Genomic DNA, 18828 nt, shown 5'->3' on the forward strand with positions numbered 1-18828 from the left:
GCGCGGCTCCGGGCGCGCTCACTGCCGGGTCACCGCACCCCGTGCGGCGGGCGGCGGTCCGCCCACGGCATCGCCGCCTCGAGTTGGGCACCGACCCGCAGCAGGACGTCCTCGCGGCCGTAGGCGGCGGCGAGCTGCACGCCCTGCGGCATCCCGTCGGACCGCTCGTACACCGGCAGCGAGATCGCCGGCTGGCCGGACACGTTGAACAGGACCGTGTTCTGCATGATCGCCATCGCGACCGAGGCCGACGGGTCGTCCGCGGTGGCGCCGAGTTCCCCGATCTTCGGGGTGGCGGCCGGGATCGTCGGCGCCAGCAGCAGGTCCCAGCCGTCCTCCTCCCACCAGCGCTCGATCTCGCGGGCCTGGACGCGCAGCGCGTCGACCCCCGCGGCGTAGGTGATGGCGTCGACCTTGCGGCCCTGCTCGATGTAGGCCCAGGTGGCGGGCTCGACATCGGCCTCGGTGATCGGCCGGCCGATCTGCTCGCCGAGCCAGTCGAACTCGCGGGCGATCACGACGCCGACGCAGCCGAACCACTCCAGGGGCCACATCCCCTGGCGCAGAGTGTCGGGGTAGCCGTCCGACACGTCGTGGCCGAGCCCCGCGAGCGCGTCCGCGACGGCGCGGGTGGCGGCGACCGATTCGGGGTCGATCGCGATCTGGCCGGTGGGGTCGATGTCGAGGATGCCGATGCGCAGCCGTCCGGGGTCGGCGCCCACCTCGGCGGTGAAGGGGCGGGACGGCGGCGGCGCGTAGTAGCCGTCGCCCGGCCGGTGCCCGCTGACGGCGTCGAGCATCCCCGCCGCGTCGCGGACCGAGCGGCTGATCACGCCCTCGGTGGCCATGCCGCAGACGGTGTCGGACTCGACCACCATCGGGCCGGACGAGATCCGGCCGCGGGTCGGCTTCAGCCCGACCACGCCGCACTGGCTGGAGGGGCTGCGCACCGAGCCGCCTCCGTCGTTGCCGTGCGCGACGGGCACCATCCCCGCCGCGACCGCCGCGGCCGATCCGCCGCTCGACCCGCCCGCCGAGCGCCCGGTGTTCCACGGGTTGCGGGTCGGTCCCCAGGCGAGCGGCTCGGTCGACTCGTACATGCCCATTTCGGACGTGCTGGCCTTGCCGATCAGCACGAAACCGGCGTCGCGCATCGCCGTCACGAAGTGGGAGTCGTGGTCGGACCGGTATCCGGCCGCCTTCACCCCGGCGCAGCCCGCCGCGTACGGGTCGCCCTCGGAGTGCACGGTGAGGTCCTTGAGCACGTAGGGCACCCCCGCGAACGGGGCGTCCTCGGGCACTCGCGCGGCCTCCGCCCTCGCCTTCTCGTACAGCGGGACGATCACGGCGTTGAGCTCGGGGTTCACCGCCTCGATCCGCTCGATCGCCTGCTCGACCAGCTCGGTGGGCGTCGCCTGGCCGGTGCGGACCAGTTCCGCCGCGCCGGTCGCGTCCATATAGGGGTCGGTCATGGTGTTCTCCTTGTGCAGCGGTCCTGTCAGAGGTTGACGCCGGCGTCCACGAAGTGCTTGGCGCCGGTCACGCCCCGGCCGTCGTCGGACACCAGGTAGAGGACGGCGTTGGCGATGTCGTCGGCCTCCAGCGCCCCGAACGGGAGCTTGCTGGCCGCGCGCACCGCCTCGTCAAAGTCCTCGCGGGTCGGGTTCTCCAGGTCGGGGCGGAAGGCGCGGTAGGTGGCGTCGTTGAGGATCATCGGGGTGACGACCGTCCCGGTGTGGACGGTGTTGACGCGGACGCCGTGCGGCGCCAGTTCCTTCGCCAGGACGCGCATCAGCGGCACGAGCCCGGCCTTGGCGGCGCTGTAGTGGCCGAGCCCCTCGTACACCCCGTCGGTCGCGGACGAGCTGGTGATGACCACCGCGCCGCCGCGCCCGCCGCCGATGATGTGCGGGACCGTCACCTTGAGGGTCTTCCAGACCCCGGTCAGGTTGACGTCGATCATCTCCTGCCAGACCCGCTCGCTCATGTCCAGGGTGGGCGCGGGGCTGGAGATCCCGGCGTTGGCGACGACGATGTCGAGCCGGCCGAATTCCTTGACGCCCCGGTCGGCCACCGCGGCCAGCGCCGTGAGGTCGCGGACGTCGGCGGCGCCGTGCACGGCGCGTCGGCCGGCGGCCTCGACCAGGCGGGCGGTCTCGGCCAGATCGGCGGTGGTGCCGAGCGAGTAGGGCACGCTGCCGACCGCGTCGCCGATCTCGCCGGACGCACCGACGTCCACGGCGATGATGTCGGCGCCCTCCCGTGCCAGCCGCGCGGCGTGGGCGCGGCCCTGCCCGCGCGCCGCGCCGGTGATGAAGGCGACCTTGCCGTCCAGCCGTCCCATGAGGCTTCCTTCCCTTCCCCCGACCAGTAGGTCAACAGACCTGGTCATGCGTTCAAGTGTGCCCAGTCTCACGATGGCGATGGGGGCTGTCAAGGGCCTGAAGTGGGCGTTTGCAGCGGACCCCGGCACCCGGCGCACCCCCGTGGGCGGTTGACAGGCGAGGCGCGGCGAGAATAATAGGTCAACAGTCCAAGTCACATGACCAAATTGGGAGAGGCCCGTGTTCCCTGATGTCGATGTCGCCGTCGTCGGCGCCGGCCTGGCGGGTCTGACCGCCGCCCGGGAGCTGCGCGCCGCCGGACGCAGCGTGGTCGTGTTCGAGGCGCGCGACCGCGTCGGAGGCCGCACCTGGACCCGCCCCCTCGGGGACGGAGGCTTCCCCGACCACGGAGCGTTCCTCGACCTCGGTGGCCAGTGGATCGGCCCCGGCCAGGAACGGATCGCCGCACTCGCCGCGGACCTCGGCATCGCGACGTTCCCCACCTACGCGGAGGGCGAGACCCGGTACTCCATCGCCGGGCGCGACCGCACCGAGATGCCCGAAGCGGACGCCGCCCTCCAGGAACTCGACCGGCTGGCCGCGTCGCTGCCCGCCGAGGAGCCCTGGACCGCCCCCGATGCCGCCGGGTGGGACGCGCAGACCCTCCAGAGCTGGCTGTCGTCCCGGGTCACCGACCCCGCATCGCGGGCGCTTCTCCGGCTGCTGACCACCGGGATCTTCACGGTGGAGCCCGACGAGCTCTCGCTGCTGCACGTGCTGGCCTACATCCGCTCCGCCGGTTCCCTCACCGCCCTGGTCCAGGACGCCCAGGAGCAGCGGTTCGCCGGCGGCGCGCAGACCGTCTCGGAGAGGATCGCCGCGGAACTCGGCCCCGAGACGGTGCGGCTCGGCCGGCCGGTCCTGGCGATCGACCAGAGCCTGCACGGCGCCGCCGTCCGGACCGGCCACAACGGGATCGGCGGCGGAGTGACGGCGCGGTGCGTCATCGTGGCGGTACCGATCGCGATCACCGATCGCATCGCCTTCTCCCCGCCGCTGCCCGTCCCCCGCGCCCAGCTCCACCAGCGCGTCGCGCCCGGAGCCACGATCAAGGCGCACGCCGTCTACGACCGCCCGTTCTGGCGGGAACACGGTTCGAACGGACGCTCGCTCACCGACGACGGGCCGGTCTCGGTCACGTTCGACAACTCGCCGCCGTCCGGAACGCCCGGAATACTCGTCGGGTTCGTCGAGGGCAACGAGGCCCGCCGGCTCGGCGAGTTCGACGAGGATGCCCGGCGCCAGGCCGTCCTGGACTGCTTCACCGCGTCCTTCGGGCCGCAGGCCGCCGAACCCCGCGAGTACACCGAAGTCAACTGGTCCGCCGAGGAGTGGACGCGCGGGTGCTACGGGTCGAACCTTCCTCCCGGCGCCTGGACGCAGTACGGCGCGGCGCTGCGCGAGCCCTGCGGGCGCGTGCACTGGGCGGGCGCCGAGACCTCGGCGGTCTGGATGAACTACATGGAGGGCGCCGTCCGGTCCGGTGAGCGGGCCGCCGCGCAGGTCCTCGCCTCCCTGGCGCCAACGAGGAGTACGTGATGAGCCGTTTCCTGACCTACACCACCGAGGACGACGGCGGGATCGCCGTCATCTCGCTGAACCGTCCGCGCCGGCGCAACGCGCAGAACCGGGGGCTGCTGGTCGAACTGGACGAGGCGTTCCGGCGCGCCGAAGCCGACGACGCCGTCCGGGTCGTGGTGCTCCGCGGAGAGGGCGAGGCGTTCTCGTCCGGCCACGATCTCGGGTCCGCCGACGACCGCGCGGAACGCGCCCCCGGCCCCGGCCGGCATCCCACCTACGACCAGGACGGCGGCACGCGCGCGGCCGCCGAACGCCGGATGCTCCAGGAGTGGCACTACTACTTCCAGAACACCAGGCGCTGGCGCGACCTCCGGAAGATCACGATCGCCTCGGTGCATGGACCGGTGATCTCGGGCGGGCTCATGCTGATGTGGGCCTGCGACCTGATCGTCGCGGCGCGCGGCACCACGTTCGCCGACGTGGTCGGGGCGCGGCTCGGCATGTGCGGGATGGAGTACTTCGCGCACCCCTGGGAACTCGGCGCCCGCAGGACCAAGGAACTGCTCCTGACCGGCGACTCGATCGACGCCGACGAGGCCCACCGCGCCGGCATGGTCAGCAAGGTGTTCGAGCCCGACCGCCTGGAGGCCGACACGCTGGCGTTCGCGCGCCGGCTCGCGGCCGTCCCCACCGTCACCGCGCTGCTGATCAAGGAGTCGGTGAACCAGACCCTCGACCAGCAGGGCTTCGGCAACGCGCTCGCCGCCTGCTTCAGCCTCCACTCCCTCAACCACGCGCACTGGGCCGAGGTGAACCCCGACGGGCTTCCGCTCGGCACCGAGGCCGCGGGGCTGCCCGCTTGGCGCGACGCCGGACCGCCCCGCCCGGCCCGCAAGGACGGTGCCTGATGGACAAGGACGGTGCCTGATGGATCTGGCGAGCGCACCGCGGACCGAGGCGTTCCGGCGGGACGTCCGCCGGTTCCTCGCCGAGCGGCTCCCGCCGGGCTGGCGCGGAATCGGCGCTCTCAGCGCGGCCGAGCGCGCCGAGTTCCGGCCGCGCTGGCGGGAGACGCTGCGCGAGCACGGCTTTCTCGGGATCGCCTGGCCGAAGGAGTACGGCGGCGCCGGCCTGCCGATGACCGAGCAGTACGCGCTCCAGGAGGAGTTCGCCGTCGCGGGGGCGCCGCTGCTGCCGCTGGCGAGCGACCCGTTCGGGTTCTCGCTGATCGGCCCGACGATCCTGCGCTGGGGCACCGAGGAGCAGAAACGCCACTTCATCCCCCGGATCCTGTCCGGTGAGCACCGCTGGGCCCAGGGCTACTCCGAACCCGGCGCGGGCAGCGACCTGTTCGCGCTGCGGACCTCGGCGTCGCTCGTGGACGGCTCCTGGGCCGTCAACGGGCAGAAGGTCTGGCAGACCGCGGGCGACTCCGCGAACTGGATCTTCGTGCTGGCCCGCACCGAACCGGACGCCTCCAGGAGCCGAGGGCTCTCCCTTCTCCTGGTCCCCATCGACCAGCCGGGCGTGGACGTGCGTCCCATCCGCACGATGACGGGCGAGGCGGAGTTCTGCGAGGTGTTCTTCACCGGCGCGCGGACCGACGCCTCCCATATCGTCGGGCCGCGCGGCGGCGGCGCCAAGGTGGCGCTGACCCTGCTGGGCTACGAGCGCGGCGCGGCGTCGGGCGCGCTCTACGCCGGATACCGCATCGAACTGGAGCGGCTCGCCGAGCTGATCCGGGAGCGGGGACTGGACGCCGATCCTCAGATCCGGGAGCGGTTCGCCTGGTGCTGGTCGAAGGTCGAGATCCTGCGCGTCCTCGGCCTGAAGACCCTCGCCGTCGCCGACTCCGGCGCCGCGCCGGGACCGGAGTCGTCCATCCTCAAGCTCTACTCGGCCGAGTACCACGCCCGGGTGACCGAACTGGCGATGGACGTCCTCGGCACGGACGCCATGGTCCGTTCGGGACCGCCCGGCGTCTCGACCGTCGGGGCCGATCCGCTCGGCTCTCCGAACAGCCCCGCCGCCTGGCAGCACGCGTTCCTCACCGCCCGCGCCGGGACGATCTACGGCGGCTCCAGCCAGATCCAGCGCACCACCCTGGGAGAGCGCGTTCTCGGGTTGCCCCGGGAACCCCGACCGGGAGGCGGGAAGGCATGAGGTTCGGACCCGGCGAGGACCAGCTCGCCCTGCGCGACGCCGTCCGCGGCCTGCTGAGCGAGTACCCACGCGCGGCGCGCGGTGCCTACGAGGGCGACCACGGGGACGGCCGCCGGCTCTGGGACAGGATGGTGCGCGAACTGGAACTGACGGCCGTCGGCGTCCCCGAGGAGTACGGCGGGACGGGCGCCACCTTCACCGACGTGGCCGTGGTCGCGGAGGAACTCGGGCGGGCCCTCGCGCCCGTGCCGTTCTTCTCCTCGGCGGTGCTGGCCACCCGGATTCTCCTGGAGTCGGGTGACGCCGGGGCATGGCTGCCCGCGATGGTGCGCGGCGAGAGCATCGCGACAGCGGCTCTCGTGGAGGGAACGGGCGAATGGTCGTTCGCCACGCTCGCCACCACCGCGCGGCGGGTGGACGACGGCTGGTCCCTGGCCGGGGCGAAGCACTTCGTCACCGACGCGCCCGCGGCCGACCTGTTCCTCGTGCTGGCACAGGCGCCGGAGGGGCCCACCCTCTTCGCCGTCCGTGCGGGGGACGTGACCGAACACGTCCCCCAGGACGCCGTTGACGCCACACGCCCGCTCGGCCTCGTGGTCCTTCGCGGGTCGCCGGGCGAACCGGTCGGGCCGCTCGGCGGGGCCCTCGCCGTGCTGGACCGGGCCCTGCGGGCGGCGGCGATCGCGCTCGCCTGCGAGCAGGCGGGCGGCGCGAGCCGGTGCCTGGACATGGCCGCCGGGTATGCGCGCGTCCGGGAGCAGTTCGACCGGCCGATCGGCTCGTTCCAGGCCGTCAAGCACATGCTGGCGGACGTCCTGGTGGACAACGAGTCCGCCTCCGCCGCCGCGTCCTACGCGGCCTGGGCGGTGGACAACGCGCCGGACGAGGTTCCCGCGCTGGCGAGCCTGTGCAAGGCGTTCGCCTCCGACGCCTACACCGCGGCGGCGAAGACGAACGTCCAGGTGCACGGAGGGATCGGCTTCACATGGGAACACGACGCCCACCTTCATCTGCGGCGTGCCGTATCCGGCGGCGCGTTCCTCGGCTCCCCCGGGACCCACCGGAAGCTGATGGCCGCCGCTGTCCTGGACGCACCGAGAGGAGAACGAGGATGACCCTGCCCGGTCACGGCATGACGATGAGCGACCTGGTGGCGCGGCACGCGCGGACGAGCCCGGACGCGGAGGCGCTGATCGACGCCCGGTCCCGCCGCACCTACCGAGAACTGGACGAGCGCGTGAACCGCCTGGCGACCGCGCTCACCGCCCGCGGCGTGTCGCCCGGCGACCGGGTGGCGGTGCTCGGGCTGAACGGCACCGAGGTGGTGGAGTCATGGCTGGCGACCCTGCGGTCGGGCGCGATCGCGGTACCGGTGAACTTCCGGCTGGTGGCCGGCGAGATCGCGTACGTGCTGCGCGACAGCGGCGCGAAGACCGTGATCGCCGGCGAGGCGTTCACCGGCGCGGTGCGGGAGGCGTGCGGCGCCGCGCCGTCGGTGACCTCCGTGATCACGATCGGCGGGGACTACGAGAGCGTGCTCGCGGCGGCGCCGCCCCGTCCCGTCGAGCACGCGGTGCCGGACACCGCGCCCGCGTTCATCATGTACACGTCCGGCACGACGGGCGCGCCGAAGGGCGCGGTGCTGACGCACCGCAACCTGCTGCTGCACGCCTTCAGCTCGATCGTCACGCAGGGCGAGGCCGACCCGTACCGGGTGTGGATGTCGGCCGCGCCGCTGTTCCACATCGCGGGCCTGTCGGGGCTGCTACCCGTGCTCATCACCGGCGGGAAGTCGATCATCCCTCCGTCCGGGGGGTTCGACCCGGCGGCGACCGTGCGGACACTCGCCGAGGAGGGCGTCACCTCCTGCTTCATGGTGCCGGCGCAGTGGCGGGCGGTGTGCGCCGTCCCCGGCTTGGGCGGGTTCGACCTGTCGCGGCTGCGGCGGCTGTCCTGGGGCGCGGCGCCGGCGTCCACCACGCTGCTGCAAACCATGATCGACACGTTTCCGGGGGCGGACGTGTGCAGCGCTTTCGGCCAGACGGAATGCAGCCCGGTCACGACGCTGCTGCGCGGCGAGGACGCCCTCCGCAAGATCGGCTCGGTCGGCACCCCCATCCTCAACGTGGAGGTCCGGGTGGTGGACGACGCGATGAACGACGTGCCGCGCGGCGACGTCGGCGAGATCGTCTACCGCAGCCCCATGGTGATGAAGGAGTACTGGAACAAGCCCGCCGAGACGGCCGAGGCGTTCCAGGGCGGCTGGTTCCACTCGGGCGACCTCGTCCGCCAGGACGAGGACGGCTACTTCTACGTCGTGGACCGCAAGAAAGACATGATCATCTCAGGCGGGGAGAACATCTACTGCGCCGAGGTCGAGAACGCCCTCGCCGCCCATCCGCGGATCTCCGAGGTCGCGGTCGTCGGCGTCCCCCACCCGAAGTGGGGGGAGACGCCACTCGCCGTGGTGGTGCCCGCCGATCCGGCGAACCCGCCCGCCGAGGCCGACGTCGACGCCTTCGCCCGCACCCGTCTGGCCGCCTACAAGCGGCCGCGCCACCTGCGGATCGTGGACGCCCTGCCGCGCAACCCCAGCGGCAAGGTCCTCAAGACGGCCCTCCGCGAAGAATGGAACCCGTGAGGGCGCCTCCGAACCGATCGGCGGAACCTATGGCCGCAGGCCACGGCCGCTACGGTGAGGACCGTGGACCTGCGCCTGATCGAGTACTTCGTCGCCGTCGTCGACCACGGCGGCATCACCCGGGCGGCACAGGCGCTCTACGTCGCGCAGCCGTCGCTCTCCCAGGCGATCCGCACGCTGGAACGGCAACTCGGCGTCGACCTGTTCGAGCGCACCCCCCGCGGTCTCGTCCTGACCCCTGACGGCACGGCCTTCGCCGTCCCGGCCCGGCAGGTCCTGGCCGATCTGGCCCGCGCCGGTGCCGCGGTCCGGGACGTCGGCGACCTCCGCGCGGGACGCCTGGAGATAGCGGCACTCGCGGCCCTCGCCGTCGATCCGCTCCCGGGGCTGACCGCCGCACTGCGCACGCGGCACCCGGCCCTGCTGGTCACCGTCCTGGACTGCGACGGCCCCGCGGACGTCACGGCGCGGGTCCGCAACGGAAGCGCCGAACTCGGCCTCACCGAACTCCCCGTGGACGTCGGGACCCTCCGCACCGTCGAGTTGTGGACGCAGGAGACCGTGCTCGTCCTGCCCGCGGACCTGGCCACCGAACTGCCCGACCCTGTGCCGATGCACGTCGTCGCGGACCTGCCGGTGGTCGTGGAGTCCGGCACGCCGCCGGCCGGACGCGTCGCGGTGCAGTGCGCGCACCGGCACGCCGTCTGGGAGCTGGTCAAGCACGGCGCGGGCGTCGCGTTCCTTCCCCGGGCCTTCGCCGAGGAGTGCCTCGACGGCGTCGTGGTCCGCAGCACGGCCCCTCCGCTGCATCGCCGGATCGGGCTCCTGCATCGTGCCGGACCCCGCTCCCCCGCCGCGCGGGCCTTCCTCGACCTCGCCCGTCAGGCCCCGGCCAGCGCCACGAACGCCCTGCCCGCGGGGGACAGCGCGGCGCCGTCGTAGACGAGCCCGTAGGGGCGGCTGATCCGGGGCTCCACCGCGCGCACCACCGCCCCGCGCGCCCGGGACGCCTCCGCCAGGGAGCGTTCCAGGAAGGTACCGCCGACGCCGGCCAGGACGAACGGCAGCCGCGCCTCCCGGCTCTGCACCACCGCCGCCACCCGTGCGCTCCGCCCGGCCGCCGTGATCGCCTGCTCGATCTCCCCCACCTGCGACCCTCCGCGCGGCACGATCACCATCGGCAGGTCGGGCAGCGCGGACAGCGGCAACGGGTCGTCCGGCGGCACCGGCCAGCCGGGCGGGAACGCCAGCCACCACTCCTGGACGCCCAACTCCAGGACGTCCAGCCCGTCGGCGCCCAGGAGGCCGGGGGCGTCCGGCAGCGGCAGGTGGCAGACGACGATCTCGCAATGCCCGTCGCGCAGCAGCGATGCGACCGCCGACTCGTCGGGCAGGTCCCCGATCCGGACCGACACCCCCGGGTAGGCGCGGCGGAATGCCGCGACGAACCGGGGCAGCGGGTCGGCGGAGAACACGGGAGTCGCGGCGATGTCCAGCCGCCCGCGGGGACGGCCCGTGGCGTCCGCGAACACGCCTTCCGCGGTGACGACGTCCCGCAGGATGCGGCGAGCCGGTCCGACGAGCGCGTGCCCGGCGGACGTGAGCACGACCCCCCTGCCGATGCGGTGGAACAGCACGGCGTCGAGTTCGCGTTCAAGCTTGCCAAGGGCCTGCGAGATCGTCGGCTGGGCGACCCCCAGTGCGGCCGCGGCCGCGTTCACTCCCTTGTTGTCGACGACCGCGAGGAAGTAGTCGATCTGGTGCAGGTCCATGCCGGAACGCTAGCCGGGCCGGTTCGCCCGGGTCGCCACCGGCCGGTGTGATCAGCGGGGCGCCATGCGCAGCGCCCCGTCCAGCCGGATCGTCTCGCCGTTGAGGTAGCCGTTCTCCAGAATCTGCAGCGCCAGCGACGCGAACTCCTCGCCGTGCCCCAGCCGGGACGGCTGCGGGACGCTCGCGTGCAGCGCGGCCCGCACGTCCTCGCGCATCCGCGCCAGCAGCCGGGTGTCCATGACGCCGGGGGCGATGGTGCAGACCCGGATGGAGCGGCTCGCGAGATCCCGCGCCGCGGTGAGCGTCATCCCCACCACCCCCGCCTTGCCCGCCGTGTAGCCGAGCTGCCCGATCTGCCCCTCGTAGGCGGCCACCGACGCGGTCAGCACGATGGCGCCGCGCTCGCCGTCCGCCTCCTCCCGGCGCGCGATGCGGGCCGCGCCGAGCCGCAGCGCGTTGAACGAGCCGATCAGATTGAGCCGGACCGTCCATTCGAAGTCCTCCAGCGACCCGGGCTCGCCGTCCCGGTCGAGCAGCCGGATCTTGCGACCGGCCCCCGCGCAGTGCACGAGACCGCGGAGCCCGCCGCGCTCCTCGGCGACGTCGAGCGCCGCCGCGAACTGCTCGGCGTCGGTGACGTCGGCGGGGACGAACCGGGCCCCCTCGCCCAGCTCCGCGGCCGCGGCCGTGCCGCCCGAGTCCGGCAGATCGATGATCGTCACCGTGCCGCCGGCCGCGGCCAGCTCCCGGGCCGTGGCGAGCCCGAGACCGCGGGCCCCTCCGGAGACGGCGATGGAGGCGCCTTCCAAACGCATGTGCTGCCCTTCGTCCAGGCCGCTCAGAGACCGAGCGACTTCGCGATGATCGTTTTCAGTACCTCGGTGGTGCCGCCGTAGATGCGGCTGACGCGCGCGTCCGCGTACAGCCGCGCGATCGGGTACTCGCGCATGTAGCCGTAACCGCCGTGCAACTGCAGGCAGCGGTCCACGACCTCCCCCTGCGACTCGGTGCAGAAGATCTTCGTCTTGGCGGCGTCGGCCGCCGACAGCTCCCCCGCGTCGTGCGCGGCGAGCGCCCCGTCCACCAGGGCGCGGCCCGCCTCCAGGCGGGTGGCGCACGCGGCCAGCTCGAACTTGGTGTTCTGGAAGGACGCGACGCTGGTGCCGAAGGCGCGCCGGTTCCGGACGTACTCCAGCGTCGCCTCGACCGCAGCCTCCGCCGCGGCCTGCGCACCGACCGCGATCGCGAGCCGCTCCTGCGGCAGGTTCCCGGCCAGGTAGGCGAACGCCTTCCCCTCCTCGCCGAGCAGGTTCCCTGCGGGGACGCGCACGTCCGCGAAGAACAGTTCGGCGGTGTCCTGGGTGCGCAGGCCGAGCTTGTCCAGGTTGCGGCCGCGGGTGAATCCGGGTGTCCCGTCCTCGACGACGAACAGCGACAGGCCGTCCCGGCGATCGCCGCCGCGTCCCGTCCGGGCGACGACGATGACGAGGTCGGCGTTGATCCCTCCGGTGATGAACGTCTTCGCGCCGTTCAGCACCCAGTCGTCCCCGTCCCGCACGGCCGTGGTCGACATTCCGGCGAGGTCGGACCCGGTGCCGGGCTCGGTCATCGCGATCGACGCCATCAGCTCGCCGGCGGCGAGCCCCGGCAGCCACCGTTCGCCCTGCTCCTCCGTGCAGTACGACACGAAGTACGGGACCACGACGTTCAGGTGGACGCCGAGCCCGCCCAGGTTCACACCCGCGCGGGCCGACTCCTCCGCCCAGATCGCCGGATACAGGAAGCCGCCGTCTCCGCCGCCGCCGAACCGCTCCGGGACCTGCACCCCGAGGACGCCGAGCTCACCGATACGAGGGAAGACCTCCTTCGGGACGAGCCCGGCCTCCTCCCACTCCGGGAAGTGCGGAACGACGCACTCGGCGAGAAAGCCGCGGGCGGTCGCGCGGAAGTCGTCGTGCTCCGCGGTGAAGATCGTTCGCCTCATCGGGTCCCCTCCAGAAGTTCGAGCACGGTCGCGTTGGCCATCCCGCCGCCCTCGCACATGGTCTGCAGCCCGTACCGGACGCCCCGGTCCCGCATGTGGTGCACGAGGCGCGTCATGAGCGCGGCCCCCGTCCCGCCCAGGGGATGGCCGGTCGCGATGGCGCCGCCCAGCGGGTTGAGCCGGTCGCCGCGCGCACCCGTCTCGGCCTGCCACGCCAGCGGGACCGGCGCGAACGCCTCGTTCACCTCGTAGGCGCCGAGGTCGTCGATGCCGAGTCCGGACCTGCGCAGCGCCTTCGCGGTCGCGGCGATCGGCGCGGTGAGCATGACGACCGGGTCGTCGCCGGCGAGCGCGACGGTGTGGACGCGGGCGAGCGGCCTCATCCCGCACGCCGCGGCGGTCTCCCCCGACGTGATCAGCAGGGCGGCCGCGCCGTCGGAGATCTGCGAGGCGTTGCCGGCGGTGACGACACCGTCCGGGCGGAACGCCGTCCGCAGGCCCGCCAGCGTCTCCGGCGTGGTGCCGCGGCGGACGCCCTCGTCCGCGCGCAGCCCGCCGATGGGGGCGAGCTGGCCGTCGAACGCTCCGGCGTCGACGGCCTCGGCGGCACGGGCGTGTGAACGGGAGGCGTACTCGTCCAGGTCCGACCGGGACAGCTTCCAGCGTTCCGCCATCGACTCCGCGCCGGTGCCCTGGCCGAACCCCTCGACGCCGAAACGGCGCAGGACGCTGTCCGGGTGCGGGCGCCCGTCCCGTGCCGCCGAGCCCATCGGCACACGGCTCATGGACTCGACGCCACCGGCGACCACCACGTCGTAGTGGCCGGCCACCACCCCGGCGGCGGCGAAGTGCACGGCCTGCTGGCTCGATCCGCAGCGGCGGTCGACCGTGGTCCCCGGAACCGAGACCGGCCAGCCCGCCGCGAGCACGGCGGTCCGCGCGATGTCACCGGTCTGGTCGCCGACCTGGCCGACGCACCCCCAGATCACATCGTCGACCGTTCCCGGGTCGAGCGCGTTCCGCTCGGCCAGCGCGGTCAGTACATGGGCGGACAGATCCGCGGGATGGATTCCGGCGAGTGCACCATTGCGTTTCCCGATCGGCGTGCGCACCGCATCCACGATGACGGCGTCCCTCATTGGCTCCTCCTCGTTCCCGCACCAGTGAACGAGGGCGCCCGGCGCCGGTCAAAGCCCGTTCCGTGAACGAACGAATAGGCGATTCCTATGGCATAGGAGCCGGCTATCGGATGGATTGGCGACATGTCTTGGCCCGGGACGGCCCTCTTGTGGTGAATTGGCGGGACGACCCGACGATGGAGGTGTTGTGGGAGATCCGATCCTGGTGGAGCGCTCCGGTCCCGTCGCGACCTGGACGCTGAACCTCCCCCGGAAACGCAACCCGATCTCGGGGGACGCGATGGTGGACGCCTTCGTCCGGCTCACCGACGAGGTGAACTCCGACCACGGCGTACACGCGGTCGTCCTCACCGGCGCGGGCACCGCCTTCTCCAGCGGCGGGGACATCGCCGCCATGGCCGCCGGCGAGGGCTGCTTCGGCGGGCCGCCGCACCGCCAGCGTGACGGGTACCGGCACGGCGTACAGCGCCTCACCCGAGCCCTCTACAACTGCGAGGTCCCGCTCGTCGCGGCGGTGAACGGACCCGCGATCGGCGCCGGCTGCGACCTGTCACTGCTCTGCGACCTGCGGATCGCCTCCGAAACGGCGGTCTTCGCCGCGAGCTTCGTCGCGCTCGGCCTCGTCCCGGGGGACGGCGGCGCATGGCTGCTGCCGCGCGCGGTCGGCGCGGCGCGGGCCGCCGAGATGGTGCTCACCGGCGACCGGATCGACGCGGTGACCGCCCTGGAATGGGGCCTGGTGTCGCGGATCGCGCCGCCCGCCGACCTGCTCACGGAGGCGCGGGCCCTGGCGGGACGCATCGCCGATCATCCGCCGCAGGCCACCCGCATGGCGAAACGGCTGCTCCGCGAGTCCGACCGGCAGGGCTTGGACAGCCTGCTGGAACTGTCGGCCGCGATGCAGGCCGTGGCGCACCACACCGACGGGCACCGCGCGGCCGTCGCCTCGTTCGCGGAGAGGATGCGCTGATGGACGACCTGCGCGCGTCCGTCCGCGCATTCCTGCGATCCCGCGACTTCACTCCGGCCGTCGACGCCTGGCATGCCGGCTGGAACGAGGAATTCACCCGCGCCCTGGCCTCCCGCGGCTGGGTCGGAATGACCATTCCGAAGCAATACGGGGGCTCGGAGCGAACATTTCTGGAACGTTTCACCGTAACGGAGGAACTGCTCGCCGCCGGGGCCCCGGTCGCCGCCCACTGGATCGCCGATCGGCAGATCGCCCCCTCCCTGCTGGCGCACGGCACCGAGGAGCAGAAGCACGCGTTCCTGCCCGCGATCGCACGAGGCGAATGCTTCTTCGCCATCGGCATGAGCGAGCCGGACACCGGCTCCGACCTGGCGAGCGTCCGCACCCGCGCCGAGCGGACGGACGGCGGGTGGCTGCTGACCGGCACCAAGGTGTGGACGACCGGGGCGCACCGCGCCCACGCGTTCCTCGTCCTCGCCCGCACGACGCCGCGGGTCCCGTCCGACCGGCACGCCGGGCTCGGCCAGTTCATCGTCGACCTGCGGGCACCGGGGATCACGGTACGGCCGATCGTCACGATGGGCGGCGAGCACCACTTCAACGAGGTCGCGCTGACCGGGACCTTCGTTCCCGACGACCGGGTGCTGGGCCGCGTCGGGGACGGCTGGCCGCAAGTGACGTCCGAACTGGGATACGAACGCAGCGGCCCCGAACGGTATCTGTCGACTTTCCCACTGCTCGCCGACGTGTTCGCGGCCACCCGGCGAGGCGGCGTGCCCAGCCACCCGGGCCTCGGACACCTCCTCGCGCGGACCGCCGCCCTCCGGCACCTGTCGCGGGGTGTCGCAGCGCGGCTCCAGGCGGGCGAACCCGCCGACCACGACGCCGCGCTGACCAAGGTCCTCGGCACGTCCCTGGAGGGCGAGGTCGTCGAACTCGCAGACCGGCTGGGCGCGCCGTCTCCGCTGCTCGCCACGGCCCTGCTGCGCCGTGCCGGTTTCACGCTGCGCGGCGGCACGAACGAGATCCTGCGCGGCGTGATCGCGCGGGGGTTGGGAATGCGCTGATGACGGTCGACCCCGGACTCCGGGAGATGATGACGTCGGTGCTCGCCGGCCACGGCCCGTCGACCCCCGTCCGTCCCTTGTGGGACACGCTGCGTTCGGTGGGGCTCGACCGGCTCACCACGCCGGTCGAACGCGGGGGCAGCGGAGCCGGCTGGCCCGAGGCCGCCGCACTGCTGCGGACCGCCGCGTTCCACGGGGTGCCCCTCCCCCTGGCCGAGAACGACCTGCTCGCCGGACGGCTCCTTCAGGAGGCGGATCTCCCCACGGACGACGCCCTCCGCACCGCCTGCGTCCTGGACGGCGAGGGCACGGCCCACGCGGTGCCCTGGGCACGGGCCGCGGACCGTGTCACCGCGCTCCTCCCGGCCGACGGCGCCTGGCATGTGCTGGACGTTCCCAGCTCATCCGTGCGCATCGCCCACGGGACGAACCTGGCCGGTGAACCGCGCGACGACGTCCGCGTTTCCCTGGACTCCGCGCAAGCGACGCCGGTGGGCGCGCACGTGGTCGAGGACTTCATGCTGCGCGGCGCTTTGGCCCGCTCCCTGCAGATGACCGGTGCGATGGAGCGAACCCTGCGACTCAGCGTCGACCACGCGAAGACGCGCACGCAGTTCGGCCGCCCCCTCGCCCGCTTCCAGGCCGTCCAGCACCTCGTCGCCGACATCGCGGCCGAGGCCGCGCTGGCGACGGCGGCAGCGGACGCGGCCGTCCGCGGCCGTCCCGCGCTCTTCGACGTCGCGGTGGCGAAGTCCGCCGCGGCCAACGCGGCGGCGACGATCGTACGCAATGCCCATCAGGTGCACGGAGCCATCGGCACGACCATCGAGCATCCCCTGCACGCCTTCACGCTGGCCCTTACAGCCTGGGGGTCGGAGTTCGGTTCGGCGCACGACTGGAACGAACGCCTGATGACAACGGCCGTAGCAGCGGACGACGACCTCTGGCGGCTCATCACCGACGCGTCCCGCTGACCCGCGACCGGACTTCACCGGACGCGGTGGACTCCACCGGGTCCTGATTGGGCTTCGTCGACGCCGTAATTGAGGACGTCGCTGGTGTATTGGAATTCCTCCATCAGCCGGACCGCTTCGGCCATGAGGATGCCGTACGGCTGGGCGGGGTCGCCGAGCGGTACGGAGTCGGCCTGTGCGTCCTCCCGCAGCCGGTCATAGCACCTTTGGGCTTCTGCGGTCGCCTCGGACAGTTCCTGAGCCTGGTCCTGCAGACGGTCTTCGTCGATCCGGCTGAGCAGTTCGGCCATACGGGCGAGGGAGGCCATGAAATCGCCGTAGGCGCGGAGGAAGTCGAGGTGGCCTCGGCTTCCTTCGGCGTCGCGCCACCGGTCGAGGCTGCGGGCCATGGAGGCCACCTGGTCGCAGACGCGTTCGAGGGCGTCGACGAGCGCCTGGTAGTTCTGGAAAGGGGATCGGTTCCGGTGGCGATGACGCAGCCGGCGCGGGTTGTAGAGGATGCTCTCCCAAGCGGTGTACACCGACGACTGGGCCTGCTGCGCGACCGGTTTCAGCTGGGAGGCGCGCTGCCACCACCGCCGGGTGCGTTCCTCCTCCAGCTTCCCTTCCCGCAGTGCCGGATAGATGTCACCGATCAGCCGGTACAGCGAGTCCGCCAGGGTATGGATGCCGTGCTCAGCGCTGCGGTAGCGCATGGGCGGAAAGATCAGGTTCACCAGGACGCCGATGCCGCAGCCGATGAGCACGAGCACGATGATCTCCCCGATCCCGGTCCACCGCTCGGAAACGCTGGTGGCCGCGACATAGGTGGAGAAGGCGAAGAGGGCGGCCGTGGCGACCTGGGAGCCCTGGGAACCCAGTGGTCGCCATCGTCCGATGGCCAGCGCCGCCAGTGCCACCAGCGCGAACGTGAGCAGGCGCGGGCCGACGAGAGCGCCCAGAAAGCCCTGGAGCCCCACCCCCAGGACGACCGCGCCGACGTAGCGCAGGGCTTGGGTCACCGACTGGTAAACGGTGACCTGCATGATCAGTATCGCCGAGAACGGCGCGAAGGCCGGCGACTGCGCGGCCATGACGTCGTGGGCGACCGCCCACGACGCGGTGGCCGCGAGAGTGCTCTTGGCGATGAGGGCGAGGGTGTTCCGCTCGTGCCCGTCCCGAGCCGCCCGGCCGAACCACTGCCTGACGCGGGCCATCCGCCCCAGGGACGCCGCTTGCGTACGTTGCGATCCTGCAGTGGCCTCGGCCATTTCACCCCTCCGCATGTGTTCGTCCCGCCACGGCGGCCGACCAAGAGGTACCCCCTGCCGGCCACAGCAGACTGCGAAGAGAGTCACAATCGCCACGAGGCGCTGCACGCTAGGCGGAGCTCATGCGCGACCGCGTCGCTGACTTGAGATCCTGCACGGAACTTGGTGGGCGCCGTTCGGTGTGGGCCGTCGGTGTTCGGGCCATGTCGGTTCGACGGTTTGCAGAGTGCGGCATTCGGGGCACTTGCGGCGCGGTCACGCTGGTCGGCAGCGGTCGCGTAGGATCGCGACGCCGTCGCCCTCGAGTTCGTCGCAGTAGGTCGTGCGTCCGGTCATCGCCATGGTCAGGGCGAGGGTGGTGCCGGACACCAGTGGCCCGGAGCCCGCGGTGAATGGTCCGTCCGCGGCGACGAGTCGCAGGCCGCGGATGCGGCCCTTGGCGAGGACGACGAGGTCGGAGCTCTGGTAGTACTCGGCCACTCGGGTGAGCGTTTCGATCGGGTAGGCGCGGCGGATGCCCAGTGGCCGCCGTATGTCCTCGCCGTGCACGATCGTCTCGCCGAACATCGCCGTGGTCGGGAGGGGTGGTTTGGTGGTGCTGGTCACGACGCGGCGGAACCTTTCGAGTGTGTCTGCCGGAGTGGCGCCCATCTGCTCGGTCAGTCGCATGGCCACCTGCTTGTCGAAGTCGAACCGGCAGCGGATCACGCCAGCCAGCCAGCGCACGGGGGTCAGGCTCGCCGCCGCGGTGAGGTGCGCCAGTACCTGACGCACCGTCAACCCGGTGCACAGCGACGGCGTCGCCCACTGCTCGTCGGTCAGGTTCGCCAGGTCGGCCGCCAGGGCCGCCCGCTCGGTGTGGATCAGCGGCCAGACGCCGGTTCCGCGGCGGGGGTCTGTTTCCGGTGCTGTCTCGGTCATGTCGGATGCTCTCCTGTCGTGGGTGCCGGGCGTCGTGCGGC

General features: G+C 72.6%; 17 protein-coding genes. 9 read left to right on the top strand and 8 right to left on the bottom strand.

Going from position 1 to position 18828, the window contains the following annotated elements; all coding sequences use genetic code 11:
- Window positions 1-29: 29 nt before the first annotated feature.
- Both E1285_RS02910 and E1285_RS02915 read right to left on the bottom strand, forming a co-directional pair.
- Window positions 30-1472: an amidase gene (locus tag E1285_RS02910; RefSeq protein ID WP_132147739.1), complete on the bottom strand. Its 1443-nt coding sequence runs from the start codon at window positions 1470-1472 to the stop codon at window positions 30-32.
- Between the two features lie 26 nt (window positions 1473-1498).
- Window positions 1499-2392, bottom strand: a complete 894-nt coding sequence (locus tag E1285_RS02915) for a mycofactocin-coupled SDR family oxidoreductase (RefSeq protein ID WP_279509464.1) — start codon at window positions 2390-2392, stop codon at window positions 1499-1501.
- 172 nt (window positions 2393-2564) lie between these two features.
- On the opposite strand from E1285_RS02915, the gene E1285_RS02920 reads away from it, so the two are divergent.
- The 6 genes from E1285_RS02920 (at window position 2565) to E1285_RS02945 (ending at window position 9651) form a co-directional block, all read left to right on the top strand.
- Window positions 2565-3923, top strand: a complete 1359-nt coding sequence (locus E1285_RS02920; protein ID WP_132147741.1) for a flavin monoamine oxidase family protein — start codon at window positions 2565-2567, stop codon at window positions 3921-3923.
- Window positions 3923-4813: an enoyl-CoA hydratase gene (locus tag E1285_RS02925; protein WP_132147743.1), complete on the top strand. Its 891-nt coding sequence runs from the start codon at window positions 3923-3925 to the stop codon at window positions 4811-4813. Before E1285_RS02920 ends, E1285_RS02925 begins: the two co-directional genes overlap by 1 nt.
- A 19-nt stretch (window positions 4814-4832) precedes the next feature.
- Window positions 4833-6068 (top strand): acyl-CoA dehydrogenase family protein, encoded by a 1236-nt coding sequence (locus E1285_RS02930; protein WP_132147745.1) that lies wholly within the window; start codon window positions 4833-4835, stop codon window positions 6066-6068.
- On the top strand, window positions 6065-7183 hold the full coding sequence (locus tag E1285_RS02935) for an acyl-CoA dehydrogenase family protein (RefSeq protein WP_132147747.1): 1119 nt from the start codon (window positions 6065-6067) through the stop codon (window positions 7181-7183). The genes E1285_RS02930 and E1285_RS02935 overlap by 4 nt, the downstream gene beginning before the upstream one ends.
- Entirely contained in the window at window positions 7180-8709 is a 1530-nt protein-coding gene (locus tag E1285_RS02940) for a long-chain-fatty-acid--CoA ligase (RefSeq protein ID WP_132147749.1), read from the top strand. The genes E1285_RS02935 and E1285_RS02940 overlap by 4 nt, the downstream gene beginning before the upstream one ends.
- Before the next feature lie 63 nt (window positions 8710-8772).
- Entirely contained in the window at window positions 8773-9651 is an 879-nt protein-coding gene (locus E1285_RS02945) for a LysR family transcriptional regulator (RefSeq protein ID WP_132147751.1), read from the top strand.
- Here E1285_RS02945 and E1285_RS02950 read toward each other — a convergent pair.
- The 4 genes from E1285_RS02950 to E1285_RS02965 are packed head-to-tail and all read right to left on the bottom strand — an operon-like array spanning window position 9591 to window position 13605.
- Window positions 9591-10481, bottom strand: coding sequence for a LysR family transcriptional regulator (locus tag E1285_RS02950; protein ID WP_132147753.1), 891 nt, complete (start codon window positions 10479-10481; stop codon window positions 9591-9593). The genes E1285_RS02945 and E1285_RS02950 overlap by 61 nt on opposite strands.
- 51 nt (window positions 10482-10532) lie before the next feature.
- A complete protein-coding gene (locus E1285_RS02955; protein ID WP_132147756.1) occupies window positions 10533-11297 on the bottom strand; it encodes an SDR family NAD(P)-dependent oxidoreductase in 765 nt (254 codons plus the stop codon).
- 23 nt (window positions 11298-11320) lie between these two features.
- Window positions 11321-12466, bottom strand: coding sequence for an acyl-CoA dehydrogenase family protein (locus E1285_RS02960; RefSeq protein ID WP_132147758.1), 1146 nt, complete (start codon window positions 12464-12466; stop codon window positions 11321-11323).
- A complete protein-coding gene (locus E1285_RS02965) occupies window positions 12463-13605 on the bottom strand; it encodes an acetyl-CoA C-acyltransferase (protein ID WP_132147760.1) in 1143 nt (380 codons plus the stop codon). The genes E1285_RS02960 and E1285_RS02965 overlap by 4 nt, the downstream gene beginning before the upstream one ends.
- Window positions 13606-13792: 187 nt before the next feature.
- Between E1285_RS02965 and E1285_RS02970 the strand changes: the two genes are divergently transcribed.
- From E1285_RS02970 to E1285_RS02980, 3 genes are read left to right on the top strand one after another with little or no spacing between them, the layout of a single operon-like run.
- Window positions 13793-14575 (top strand): crotonase/enoyl-CoA hydratase family protein, encoded by a 783-nt coding sequence (locus tag E1285_RS02970; RefSeq protein ID WP_132147762.1) that lies wholly within the window; start codon window positions 13793-13795, stop codon window positions 14573-14575.
- Window positions 14575-15642, top strand: a complete 1068-nt coding sequence (locus E1285_RS02975) for an acyl-CoA dehydrogenase family protein (protein WP_132147764.1) — start codon at window positions 14575-14577, stop codon at window positions 15640-15642. Before E1285_RS02970 ends, E1285_RS02975 begins: the two co-directional genes overlap by 1 nt.
- A complete protein-coding gene (locus tag E1285_RS02980; protein WP_132147766.1) occupies window positions 15642-16616 on the top strand; it encodes an acyl-CoA dehydrogenase family protein in 975 nt (324 codons plus the stop codon). Before E1285_RS02975 ends, E1285_RS02980 begins: the two co-directional genes overlap by 1 nt.
- Before the next feature lie 14 nt (window positions 16617-16630).
- On the opposite strand, the gene E1285_RS02985 is transcribed toward E1285_RS02980, so the two are convergent.
- On the bottom strand, window positions 16631-17812 hold the full coding sequence (locus E1285_RS02985; RefSeq protein ID WP_132147768.1) for an aromatic acid exporter family protein: 1182 nt from the start codon (window positions 17810-17812) through the stop codon (window positions 16631-16633).
- Window positions 17813-18121: 309 nt separating this feature from the next.
- On the bottom strand, window positions 18122-18787 hold the full coding sequence (locus tag E1285_RS02990; RefSeq protein WP_132147770.1) for a maleylpyruvate isomerase family mycothiol-dependent enzyme: 666 nt from the start codon (window positions 18785-18787) through the stop codon (window positions 18122-18124).
- Between the last annotated feature and the right edge of the window lie 41 nt (window positions 18788-18828).

The sequence above is a fragment of the Actinomadura sp. 7K507 genome (assembly GCF_004348425.1).
In the GTDB taxonomy this organism is placed as follows: Bacteria; Actinomycetota; Actinomycetes; order Streptosporangiales; family Streptosporangiaceae; genus Spirillospora.

Coding starts and splice junctions, on each gene's coding strand:
- E1285_RS02925 (WP_132147743.1), top strand. CDS start 3,923: ATGAGCCGTTTCCTGACCTACACCACCGAGGACGACGGCGGGATCGCC.
- E1285_RS02965 (WP_132147760.1), bottom strand. CDS start 13,605: ATGAGGGACGCCGTCATCGTGGATGCGGTGCGCACGCCGATCGGGAAA.
- E1285_RS02950 (WP_132147753.1), bottom strand. CDS start 10,481: ATGGACCTGCACCAGATCGACTACTTCCTCGCGGTCGTCGACAACAAG.
- E1285_RS02955 (WP_132147756.1), bottom strand. CDS start 11,297: ATGCGTTTGGAAGGCGCCTCCATCGCCGTCTCCGGAGGGGCCCGCGGT.
- E1285_RS02915 (WP_279509464.1), bottom strand. CDS start 2,392: ATGACCAGGTCTGTTGACCTACTGGTCGGGGGAAGGGAAGGAAGCCTC.
- E1285_RS02980 (WP_132147766.1), top strand. CDS start 15,642: ATGACGGTCGACCCCGGACTCCGGGAGATGATGACGTCGGTGCTCGCC.
- E1285_RS02975 (WP_132147764.1), top strand. CDS start 14,575: ATGGACGACCTGCGCGCGTCCGTCCGCGCATTCCTGCGATCCCGCGAC.
- E1285_RS02910 (WP_132147739.1), bottom strand. CDS start 1,472: ATGACCGACCCCTATATGGACGCGACCGGCGCGGCGGAACTGGTCCGC.
- E1285_RS02990 (WP_132147770.1), bottom strand. CDS start 18,787: ATGACCGAGACAGCACCGGAAACAGACCCCCGCCGCGGAACCGGCGTC.
- E1285_RS02985 (WP_132147768.1), bottom strand. CDS start 17,812: ATGGCCCGCGTCAGGCAGTGGTTCGGCCGGGCGGCTCGGGACGGGCAC.
- E1285_RS02960 (WP_132147758.1), bottom strand. CDS start 12,466: ATGAGGCGAACGATCTTCACCGCGGAGCACGACGACTTCCGCGCGACC.
- E1285_RS02935 (WP_132147747.1), top strand. CDS start 6,065: ATGAGGTTCGGACCCGGCGAGGACCAGCTCGCCCTGCGCGACGCCGTC.
- E1285_RS02940 (WP_132147749.1), top strand. CDS start 7,180: ATGACCCTGCCCGGTCACGGCATGACGATGAGCGACCTGGTGGCGCGG.
- E1285_RS02930 (WP_132147745.1), top strand. CDS start 4,833: ATGGATCTGGCGAGCGCACCGCGGACCGAGGCGTTCCGGCGGGACGTC.